Below are 10687 nucleotides of genomic sequence, written 5' to 3'. Positions count from 1 at the left end.
AATCGTGGAGAACCTGATCGCGCTGCTGATCGCGGCGCCCCTGCTCGGAGCGGCCGTCCTGCTGGTCGGCGGCCGTCGGCTCGACGCCGTCGGCCAATGGGTCGGCACGCTCCTGTCGACCGTGTCCTTCGTGCTCGGTCTGGTCCTGTTCGGCGACCTGCTGGGCAGGAGCGCCGAGGACCGGACGCTGACGCAGCACCTGTTCAGCTGGATCCCGGTCGAGGGCTTCCAGGCGGACGTCGGCTTCCGTCTCGACCAGCTGTCGATGACGTTCGTGCTGCTGATCACGGGCGTCGGCTCGCTGATCCACCTGTACTCGGTCGGGTACATGGAGCACGACGAGCGGCGCCGCCGCTTCTTCGGCTATCTGAACCTGTTCCTCGCGGCGATGCTGCTGCTCGTCCTCGCCGACAACTACCTTCTGCTGTACGTCGGCTGGGAGGGCGTGGGTCTCGCGTCCTATCTGCTCATCGGCTTCTGGCAGCACAAGCCCAGCGCCGCCACCGCCGCGAAGAAGGCCTTCCTGGTCAACCGCGTCGGCGACATGGGCCTGTCCATCGCGATCATGCTGATGTTCACCACCTTCGGCACGTTCGCGTTCGGCCCGCTGCTCGGGGCGGAGGGGCAGCAGGGCATCGCCGGTGACGCCTCGGAGGGCAAGCTCACGGCCATCGCCCTGATGCTGCTGCTCGCCGCCTGCGGCAAGTCCGCCCAGGTGCCGCTGCAGTCCTGGCTCGGGGACGCGATGGAGGGCCCGACCCCGGTCTCGGCCCTCATCCACGCGGCCACGATGGTGACCGCGGGCGTGTACCTGATCGTCCGGTCCGCCGCGATCTTCAACGGGGCTCCCGACGCGCAGCTGGTCGTCACGGTCGTCGGCGCGGTCACGCTCCTGTTCGGTGCGATCGTCGGTTGCGCGAAGGACGACATCAAGAAGGCGCTGGCCGGCTCGACCATGTCGCAGATCGGCTACATGGTGCTGGCCGCGGGCCTCGGCCCCATCGGCTACGTCTTCGCGATCATGCACCTGGTGACGCACGGCTTCTTCAAGGCCGGACTGTTCCTCGGCGCCGGTTCGGTCATGCACGGCATGAACGACGAGGTCGACATGCGCAAGTACGGCGGCCTGCGCAAGTACATGCCGGTCACCTTCGTCACCTTCGGCCTCGGCTACCTGGCGATCATCGGTTTCCCGGGACTGTCCGGCTTCTTCTCCAAGGACAAGATCATCGAGGCGGCGTTCGCCAAGGGCGGCGCCGAGGGCTGGATCCTCGGTGGCTGCGCCCTGCTCGGCGCGGCCATCACCGCGTACTACATGACGCGCGTGATGCTGATGACGTTCTTCGGCGAGGAGCGCTGGAAGAACCAGCCCACCCGCTCGCCCGAGGCGCCGAGCGCGGAGCCCGCCGCCGCACACCACGGCGAGCATGCGGAACCGCATCCGCACGAGTCGCCCAAGGTCATGACGATCCCCATGATCGTCCTGGCGTTCGGGTCGGTCTTCGCCGGCGGGTTCTTCAGCATCGGCGACCGCTTCCTGCACTGGCTGGAGCCCGTCACCGGGCACAGCGAGGGCGATTCCCCGCTCAGCGTGGCGGCGGTCACCGGGGCGACCATGGTCTGTCTGGTCATCGGTGTCGGCATCGCCTACGCGCAGTACGGCCGCCGTCCCGTCCCGGTCGTCGCCCCGCGCGGGTCGCTGCTCACCCGGGCCGCCCGGCGGGACCTGCTCCAGGACGACTTCAACCACGTCGTCCTGGTGCGCGGCGGCGAGCACCTCACGCGCTCCCTGGTCTACGTCGACCACACCCTGGTCGACGGCGTCGTCAACGGCACGGCGGCCTCGGTCGGCGGCCTCTCCGGGCGGCTGCGCCGACTGCAGAACGGCTTCGCGCGGTCGTACGCGGTCTCGATGTTCGGCGGTGCGGCGGTCCTCGTCGCCGCGACCCTGCTGATGAGGGCGGTCTGATACCGATGTCCTTTCCTCTGCTGACAGCGACGGCGGTGCTCCCCGCGATCGGGGCGGTCGCCACGGCCGCCGTCCCGGCCGCCCGGCGCAACGCCGCCAAAGCACTGGCCCTGCTGTTCTCCCTCGTGACGCTGGCCCTCGCGATCGTCGTCCTGGTCCGCTTCGACCCGGGCGGCGCCCGCTACCAGCTCACCGAATCCCACTCCTGGATCGCGGAGTTCGGCGTCAGGTACGAGCTGGGTGTGGACGGCATCGGGGTCGCACTCGTCGCGCTGACCGCGCTGCTGATCCCGTTCGTCATCCTCGCGGGCTGGCACGACGCCGACCCGCTGGAGACGGGCAGCAAGCGCTGGCGGCCGACGCAGGGCTTCTTCGCCCTGATCCTGGCCGTCGAGGCGATGGTGATCCTCTCCTTCGAGGCCACCGACGTCTTCCTCTTCTACATCTTCTTCGAAGCCATGCTCATCCCGATGTACTTCCTCATCGGCGGCTTCGGGGACCGCGCCCACGAGCACGGCGAGGAGGCGGCGTCCACGCAACGGTCGTACGCGGCCGTGAAGTTCCTCCTGTACAACCTGGTCGGCGGTCTGATCATGCTGGCCGCGGTGATCGGCCTCTACGTGGTCGCGGGGAACTTCTCGCTCGCGGAGATCGCCCAGGCCCGCGCCGACGGCACGCTCCACATGGCGACGAGCACCGAGCGCTGGCTGTTCCTCGGGTTCTTCTTCGCCTTCGCGGTGAAGGCGCCGCTGTGGCCGCTGCACACCTGGCTGCCGAACGCCATGGGCGAGGCCACCGCGCCCGTCGCCGTCCTCATCACGGCGGTCGTCGACAAGGTGGGCACCTTCGCGATGCTCCGCTTCTGCCTCCAGCTCTTCCCGGAGGCCAGCAAGTGGGCGACGCCCGTCATCCTCGTCCTCGCGGTGATCAGCATCGTCTACGGCGCGCTGCTGGCCGTGGGCCAGCGCGACATCAAGCGGCTGGTGGCGTACGCGTCGATCTCGCACTTCGGGTTCATCATCCTGGGCATCTTCGCGATGACCAGCCAGGGCCAGTCGGGCGCGACGCTGTACATGGTCAACCACGGCATCTCGACGGCCGCCCTGATGCTGGTCGCCGGGTTCCTGATCTCGCGGCGCGGCTCGCGGCTCATCGCCGACTACGGCGGAGTGCAGAAGGTCGCTCCGGTACTCGCCGGCACGTTCCTGATCGGCGGTCTGGCGACGCTGTCGCTGCCGGGACTCGCGCCCTTCGTGAGCGAGTTCCTGGTCCTGGTCGGCACGTTCGCGCGCTACCCGGCGATCGGCATCATCGCCACCTTCGGCATCGTGCTCGCCGCGCTCTACACGCTGGTGCTCTACCAGCGGACGATGACGGGTCCGGTGAAACCCGAGGTCTCGGCGATGCCGGACCTGCGCGCCCGTGAACTCGTGGTGGTCACCCCGCTGATCGTGCTGTTGATCTTCCTGGGCGTCTACCCGAAGCCCGTCACCGACATCGTGAACCCGGCGGTCAAGCAGACGCTGTCCGACGTACACAAGAAGGACCCCAAGCCCGAGGTGGAGGCGGCCAAGTGAGCGCATCAGCCGTCCACAGCCTGTGGACAACGGCGGCAACTGCGGCCGACCCGATCTCGAAGATCGACACACCGAAGATCGAATACGGGCAATTGTCGCCCACACTGATCGTCGTGGGCGCGGCGATCGCAGGGGTGCTGGTCGAGGCGTTCGTGCCGCGCAAGTACCGCTACCACGCCCAACTGATCCTGTCCACAGCCGCGTTGATCGTCGCGTTCGTCGCCGTGGTCATGCTGGCGGCGGACGGCTACGGCACCACGAAGGCGCGCATCGCGGCCATGGGCGCGATCGCGGTCGACGGACCGGCCCTCTTCCTCCAGGGCACGATCCTGCTGGCCGCCCTGGTCGGCCTGTTCACCTTCGCCGAACGGCGCCTCGACCCCGAGGCGCACGGCACCCGCGTCGACTCCTTCGCCGCCCAGGCGGCCTCCGTGCCCGGCAGCGAGAGCGAACAGGCCGCGGTCAAGGCCGGGTTCACGACGACCGAGGTCTTCCCGCTGCTGCTGTTCGCGGTCGCGGGGATGCTGGTCTTCCCTTCGGCCAACGACCTGCTGACGCTCTTCATCGCCCTGGAAGTCTTCTCGCTGCCCCTGTACCTCCTGTGCGCGCTCGCCCGCCGCAAGCGGCTCATGTCGCAGGAGGCCGCGGTCAAGTACTTCCTCCTCGGCGCGTTCGCCTCCGCGTTCACCCTCTTCGGCATCGCCCTGCTGTACGGGTACGCGGGCTCGGTGTCGTACGGCACGATCGCGCAGGTCGTCGACGGCACCGTCCAGAACGTGAACCCGGCGCTCGCCGACACCATGGGCAACGACGCGCTGCTCCTCGTCGGCGCCGCGTTGATCGTCATGGGACTGCTGTTCAAGGTGGGCGCGGTGCCGTTCCACATGTGGACGCCCGATGTCTACCAGGGCGCGCCCACCCCGGTGACCGGCTTCATGGCCGCGGCGACCAAGGTGGCCGCCTTCGGCGCGCTGCTGCGCCTCCTCTACGTGGTCCTGCCGGGGCTGCGCTGGGACTGGCGCCCGGTCATGTGGGGCGTCGCGATCATCACGATGCTGGGCGGCGCGATCGTCGCGATCACCCAGACCGACATCAAGCGGCTGCTGGCGTACTCGTCCATCGCGCACGCCGGATTCATCCTCGCGGGCGTCATCGCGACCACCCCGGACGGCGTCTCGTCGGTCCTCTTCTACCTGGCCGCCTACTCGTTCGTGACGATCGGCGCGTTCGCCGTGGTCACGCTCGTGCGCGACGCCGGCGGCGAGGCCACGCACCTGTCCAAGTGGGCGGGGCTCGGGCGCAGGTCGCCCCTGGTGGCGGCCGTGCTCGCGGTGTTCCTGCTGGCTTTCGCCGGCATCCCGCTGACCTCCGGGTTCGCCGGGAAGTTCGCCGTCTTCAAGGCGGCTGCGGAGGGCGGCGCGGCCCCGCTCGTCGTGGTCGGCGTGATCTCCTCGGCGATCGCCGCCTTCTTCTACATCCGGGTGATCGTGCTCATGTTCTTCAGCGAGCCGAGGCCCGACGGCCCGACCGTCGCCGTTCCGTCGCCGCTGACGGTGATGGCGATCGGAGTGGGAGTGGCGGTCACGCTGGTGCTCGGCGTGGCACCGCAGTACTTCCTGGACCTGGCGAACCAGGCGGGAGTGTTCGTGCGCTGAGCCGCAGCGCCGCCGGCCTGCGGCCGGTTCGCAGGGTGGGCCCGGTTCCCCGAGCGGGATGCTGATCGAACAACAGCATCCCCGAGAGGGGGGCCGGGCCCACCGGCGTGGGAGCCCGCCTGCGCCCACGGGCGACTTGACCGGTGTCTTCCCGCGCCCGGGCCCGGCAGCCGGTTTCCGCGGGCCATCACGGGCCATCACGGGATGCCACGAGAAGTCGCGGGTCGTCACGTGACGTCACCGAAACGAGCCTGTGGACAACTCCGGCGCTGTCAGTCCGGACCCCTATCGTGGAGGCAGTGGTCGAGGGACGACGTACGGGGGACCAGTCGATGGGCGGGACGGGCGGGATCAGCGAGATGACAGGTATCACCGGGACACCGGAGCGGACCGAGAGCGAGGCCCTGGCCGCGCTGCACCGGGTCTTCGGATACGACGCCTTCCGCGGCGAGCAGGAAGCGGTCATCGAGCACGTCGTGGCCGGCGGGGACGCGGTCGTCCTCATGCCCACCGGCGGCGGCAAGTCGCTGTGCTACCAGATCCCCGCCCTGGTCAGACCCGGCACGGGCATCGTCGTCTCCCCGCTGATCGCGCTGATGCAGGACCAGGTGGACGCGCTGCGGGCGCTCGGCGTGCGCGCGGGCTTCGTCAACTCGACGCAGGACTTCGACGAGCGGCGCGTGGTCGAGGCCGAGTTCCTCGCAGGCGAGCTGGACCTGCTGTATCTGGCGCCGGAGCGACTGCGGCTCCAGTCCACCCTCGACCTCCTCGCCCGCGGCAAGATCGCGGTGTTCGCGATCGACGAGGCGCACTGCGTGTCCCAGTGGGGTCACGACTTCCGCCCCGACTACCTGTCCCTCTCCCTGCTCGGCGAGCGCTGGCCGGACGTCCCGCGGATCGCGCTCACCGCGACGGCCACCGATGCCACGCACCAGGAGATCACCCAGCGGCTGAACATGCCGACGGCCCGGCACTTCGTGGCGAGCTTCGACCGGCCCAACATCCAGTACCGCATCGTGCCCAAGGCGGACCCCAAGAAGCAGCTCCTGAGCTTTCTGCGCGAGGAGCACGCGGGCGACGCGGGCATCGTGTACTGCCTCTCGCGCAACTCCGTGGAGAAGACGGCCGAGTTCCTCTCCCGCAACGGCGTCGAGGCGGTGCCCTACCACGCGGGTCTGGACGCGGGCACGCGCGCGGCGCATCAGTCGCGGTTCCTCCGCGAGGACGGCCTGGTCGTGTGCGCGACCATCGCGTTCGGCATGGGCATCGACAAGCCGGACGTCCGGTTCGTCGCCCACCTCGACCTGCCCAAGTCGATCGAGGGCTACTACCAGGAGACGGGGCGTGGCGGGCGCGACGGCCTGCCCTCCACCGCATGGATGGCCTACGGCCTCAACGACGTCATACAGCAGCGCAAACTGATCCAGACCGGTGAGGGCGACGAGGCGTTCCGCCGGCGGGCCGGCGCCCACCTGGAGTCGATGCTGGCGCTGTGCGAGACCGTCCGGTGCCGGCGCGGACAGCTCCTCGCCTACTTCGGCCAGGAGCCGGACGCGGCGGGCTGCGGCAACTGCGACACCTGCCTCACCCCGCCGGAGACCTGGGACGGCACAGTGGCCGCCCAGAAGGTGCTGTCGACGATCGTGCGGCTGCAGCGGGAGCGCGGTCAGAAGTTCGGCGCGGTGCAGATCATCGACATCCTGATGGGCAAGCGCACCGCGAAGGTGATCCAGTTCGACCACGACCAGTTGTCGGTGTTCGGCATCGGCGAGGAACTCACCGAGGGCGAGTGGCGCGGAGTCGTCCGGCAGTTGCTGGCCCAGGGGCTGCTGGCGGTCGAGGGGGAGTACGGCACCCTGGTGCTGACAGAGGCCAGCGGGGCCGTGCTGCGCCGGGAGCGGGACGTCCCGCTGCGCAAGGAGCCGAAGAAGCCGGTGACGTCGAAGGCGTCGGGCTCCTCCTCGTCCGGCCGCGGCAAGGGCAAGGCAGCCGTGGCCGAGCTGCCCGAGAAGCTGCTGCCCGCCTTCGAGGCGCTGCGCGCCTGGCGTGCCGAGCAGGCCCGTGAGCAGGGCGTCCCGGCGTACGTCATCTTCCACGACGCGACGCTGCGGGAGATCGCCACGGCGTGGCCGACGTCCGTGGAGCAGCTCGGCGGTGTCAGCGGCGTCGGCGAGAAGAAGCTGGTGACGTACGGGGAGGGCGTCCTCGCGGTGCTGGCCTCGCTGGCCGGCCCACCCGACACGGCCGCCGTACCCCCCGCCGCGGGACCCGGTCCCGAAGCCGAGGCTCGCGTGCACACGGATTCGGGCGCTCCGGGCGATCCAGGAGATCCTGACCACTGGCCCGAGATGGACGGGGAGCCGGAGCCCGAGGACTGGATATAGCGGATCGTCGAGCGCGCTCCGTTGGCTCGGGACCGTGCTCCGTCGGCTCAGGACAGCGCGGCCAGGCCGGGGACGAACGTGATCAGCAGGGGCAGCAGGGGCACCAGCGCGGCCGCCGTGGTCGTCAGCGCGCGCTGTCTGCGCAGCAGGCGCGGGGGCGGCTGGAGGAGGCGGTCGACCCGCTCTCCGAGGAGACGGCGGCTGGAGGCGCAGGACAGCACGCCCCGGTGCTGGTTCAGCTCGATGAGGGCCAGCGCCGTCGTCAGGTGACCGCAGCGCCGCGACGCCGTGTCGTCGGCGGCGAGCTCGACCAGGCGGTGGGTCTGGTCGCAGAAGTGGGAGAAGAGCGGGATGCGGGGGAAGCCGGTGGCGAGGGCGGTGGACAGATGGAGCAGCCAGTCGTGGTGGGCGCGGGCGTGGCCACGCTCGTGGGTGAGGACGGCGTCCAGCTGGTGGGAGGTGAGGCGGTGCAGGGCGCCGGTCGTGACGATCAACTGGGCCGGGCTGCCGGGCATCCACCATGCGTCGGGGTACTCGTCCTCCAGGACGAGGAGCGGGCCGCGGGCCGACGGCAGCCCGGCGGGCAGGTCGGGGGCGCGTTCCCGCAGCAGCGCCCTGGCCCGGCTACGACGCCGGCGTGCCTCGAACAGCTCGCGGGCCAGCATCGCGGTGGTCCAGGCGGCCCCGCAGGCCAGCAGCAGGGTCAGCACCGCCGCCCACAGCGGGGTGGCGGACAAGTCGTACGCCTCGGTGACCGAGGGCGGCGCGGGAGCGAAGACCCGCGCGCGGACGGTGTGGAAGACGGCCGCGGCGCCCAGCACCAGGGCGGTCAGGCAGCACAGCAGCACGGTGGCGACCAGGCACTGCCACACCCACAGTCCCAGCACCGGCTCCCGCTCCGGCCAGGCGGAACGGGTGAGCGCACGCGGGACCGGCACGGCGGCCGTCAGGGCGACGACGCTCAGCAGGAGCAGGCAGAGGGTCATCCCACGGGCTCCGGATCCTGGTCGGTCGGGAAGGGGTGTGCCGTTCGCGCGCGAGGCGTACCGCCCGCTCACATACGCGCGGCTCCGCCACGGGCGGCGGGCTCGGCCCGAGGACCGTGCCCGCCGCCAGTATGACGGCGGTTACTCCGGGAGTCAGCCCACGACGGCGCTCCGATTCAGCCCCGGCGGGGCTTGGACAGCCGGCCCCGGAGCGGACCGGCCCCGGCCCGGCCCGGGATCGGCCGGGCCCCGGATGCCCGGGCCGGGAGCTGCATGGCCCGGGAGCTGCCTGGCCCGGAGTCGAACGGTCACCTGTGCCGCTCGGTTCCTAGACTGCCCGGTCCCGGTGCAGCCTGGCTCCGGTGCTGCCCGGTTCCCGTGCTGCGTGGTGTCGTCGCTGCCTGGTTCCGGGTGCCGCCCGGTCTCCGTCGCTGCCCGGCCGTCTGTGCCGCTGGCCTTCCGGGTTCCGCCCGCACCGGTGCTGCCTGGTTCCCCGTGGCGTATGGACGCCGAGACCGCTCGGACACGGGTGCTGCCGGGTTCCGGTGCCGCCGGGTTCGGTGCCGTCCGGGCGTCGGAGCAGCTGCCGCCGTGCCGCGGGGCCCATCGTCTCGGCACCGCATCCGGGGATCACCGCCCGGGCGTCGGGCCAGGGGATCAGCCCCGTGGCGTCATCCGGCGATCACGCGGCCGCTCACCTCGCCCAGGCCCACCGGCACGCCGTCGGGTCCGGGGGCCCAGGCCGAGAGGGTCACCACGTCGCCGTCCTCCAGGAACGTCCTCTTGCCGTCGGGGAGTTCCAGCGGGTCGCGGCCGTTCCAGGTCAGCTCCAGGAGGGAACCGCGCTGGTCCGGCTCCGGGCCGCTCACCGTGCCCGAGCCGTACAGGTCGCCGGTGCGCAGCGACGCGCCGTTGACGGTGAGGTGGGCGAGTTGCTGGGCTGCCGTCCAGTACATCGTGGCGAAGGGGGGCTCGGAGACCGTGTGGCCGTTGATCGCGACGGAGATCCGCAGGTCGTAGCCGGCGGGCTCGGCGGACGCGTCGTCCAGGTAGGGGAGGAGTGCGTGGGTGCGGGCCGGGGGAGCCACTCGCGCGTCGTCCAGCGCCTCCAGCGGGGTGATCCACGCCGAGACCGAGGTGGCGAACGACTTGGCGAGGAACGGCCCGAGAGGCACGTACTCCCACGCCTGGAGGTCACGGGCCGACCAGTCGTTGAGCAGGCACAGGCCGAACACATGCTCCCGGAAGTCGCTCATCGCGACCGGACTGCCCTGCCGCGAGGGCACGCCGACCACGAAACCGACCTCCGCCTCGATGTCGAGCCGCACGGACGGGCCGAAGACGGGGGCCGGGTCGGAGGGCGCCTTGCGCTGCCCCGAGGGCCGTACGACGTCCGTGCCGGAGACGACGACCGTGCCGGACCGTCCGTGGTAACCGATGGGCAGGTGCTTCCAGTTGGGCAGCAGGGTGTCGGCCGTGTCCGGGCGGAAGATCGCGCCGACGTTCCGGGCGTGGTGCTCGGAGGAGTAGAAGTCGACGTAGTCGGCGACCTCGAAGGGGAGGTGCAGCGTCACCGCGGAGAGGGGACGGAAGAGCGGCTCGACGGTGGCCCGGTGCGACGGGCTCGTCACCCACTCCCTCAGCTCGCGGCGCACCTGCGTCCAGACCGTACGGCCGGCCGCCAGCAGCGGGCCGAGGGTCGGCGCCGCGAGCAGCCCGGCGTGGGGCGAGCCGAGCGCGCGGGCCGCAGCGCCCGCGTCGAGGACGTGGTCGCCGAGCCGGACGCCCACGGACCGCTCGACGGAGCCCGGCAGCGAGAAGACGCCGTACGGCAGGTTGTGCGGACCGAAGGGATCGCTCTCGGCAAGGTCGAAGGGGGGCATCGGGTACTGCCTCTCTTTCGTGCGCTCTGTGTGCCTGTGTGCCTGTGTGCCTGTGTGCCTGTGTGCTCGCCAGGTGTGCTCGTCGGCGCCGAGCGGATGTCGCGCGGGTGCGCCGAGCCGCGCCACACGTTACGGCCGACCTCGGGGAAGCGACACGGGGGCGGGGCCGTCGGGGCGGTCAGGATGGCGGCGCTGCGTGTACGGAGGATCGCGAACGCGCCCGCTGTTCGACC

Annotated in this window: 6 protein-coding genes; 4 read left to right on the top strand and 2 right to left on the bottom strand. The window is 71.1% G+C overall.

Going from position 1 to position 10687, the window contains the following annotated elements; translation table 11 throughout:
• The first annotated feature begins 4 nt into the window (after positions 1-4).
• The 4 genes from nuoL to recQ all read left to right on the top strand — a co-directional run bounded on the left by nuoL (position 5) and on the right by recQ (position 7585).
• Positions 5-1969, top strand: a complete 1965-nt coding sequence (nuoL, locus tag IE239_RS28990; RefSeq protein ID WP_190152377.1) for an NADH-quinone oxidoreductase subunit L — start codon at positions 5-7, stop codon at positions 1967-1969.
• Positions 1970-1974: 5 nt separating this feature from the next.
• Positions 1975-3546 (top strand): NADH-quinone oxidoreductase subunit M, encoded by a 1572-nt coding sequence (locus IE239_RS28985; protein WP_190152376.1) that lies wholly within the window; start codon positions 1975-1977, stop codon positions 3544-3546.
• On the top strand, positions 3543-5201 hold the full coding sequence (nuoN, locus tag IE239_RS28980; protein ID WP_190152375.1) for an NADH-quinone oxidoreductase subunit NuoN: 1659 nt from the start codon (positions 3543-3545) through the stop codon (positions 5199-5201). The genes IE239_RS28985 and nuoN overlap by 4 nt, the downstream gene beginning before the upstream one ends.
• A gap of 332 nt (positions 5202-5533) precedes the next feature.
• Positions 5534-7585, top strand: coding sequence for a DNA helicase RecQ (gene recQ / locus IE239_RS28975; RefSeq protein ID WP_190152474.1), 2052 nt, complete (start codon positions 5534-5536; stop codon positions 7583-7585).
• Positions 7586-7632: 47 nt separating this feature from the next.
• Here the strand turns inward: recQ and IE239_RS28970 are convergent, their stop codons facing one another.
• Positions 7633-8571, bottom strand: a complete 939-nt coding sequence (locus tag IE239_RS28970; protein WP_190152374.1) for a M56 family metallopeptidase — start codon at positions 8569-8571, stop codon at positions 7633-7635.
• Between the two features lie 671 nt (positions 8572-9242).
• On the bottom strand, positions 9243-10454 hold the full coding sequence (fahA, locus tag IE239_RS28965; RefSeq protein ID WP_190152373.1) for a fumarylacetoacetase: 1212 nt from the start codon (positions 10452-10454) through the stop codon (positions 9243-9245).
• Between the last annotated feature and the right edge of the window lie 233 nt (positions 10455-10687).

Origin of the sequence: Streptomyces humidus, assembly GCF_014649655.1 — a bacterium.
Taxonomy (GTDB): Bacteria; Actinomycetota; Actinomycetes; order Streptomycetales; family Streptomycetaceae; genus Streptomyces; species Streptomyces humidus.
This window is presented reverse-complemented; position numbering and strand designations above follow the sequence as displayed.

Excerpts from the sequence above, each read along its gene's own strand:
- IE239_RS28970 (WP_190152374.1), bottom strand. The coding sequence starts at position 8,571 with ATGACCCTCTGCCTGCTCCTGCTGAGCGTCGTCGCCCTGACGGCCGCC.
- IE239_RS28985 (WP_190152376.1), top strand. The coding sequence starts at position 1,975 with ATGTCCTTTCCTCTGCTGACAGCGACGGCGGTGCTCCCCGCGATCGGG.
- recQ (WP_190152474.1), top strand. The coding sequence starts at position 5,534 with ATGGGCGGGACGGGCGGGATCAGCGAGATGACAGGTATCACCGGGACA.
- fahA (WP_190152373.1), bottom strand. The coding sequence starts at position 10,454 with ATGCCCCCCTTCGACCTTGCCGAGAGCGATCCCTTCGGTCCGCACAAC.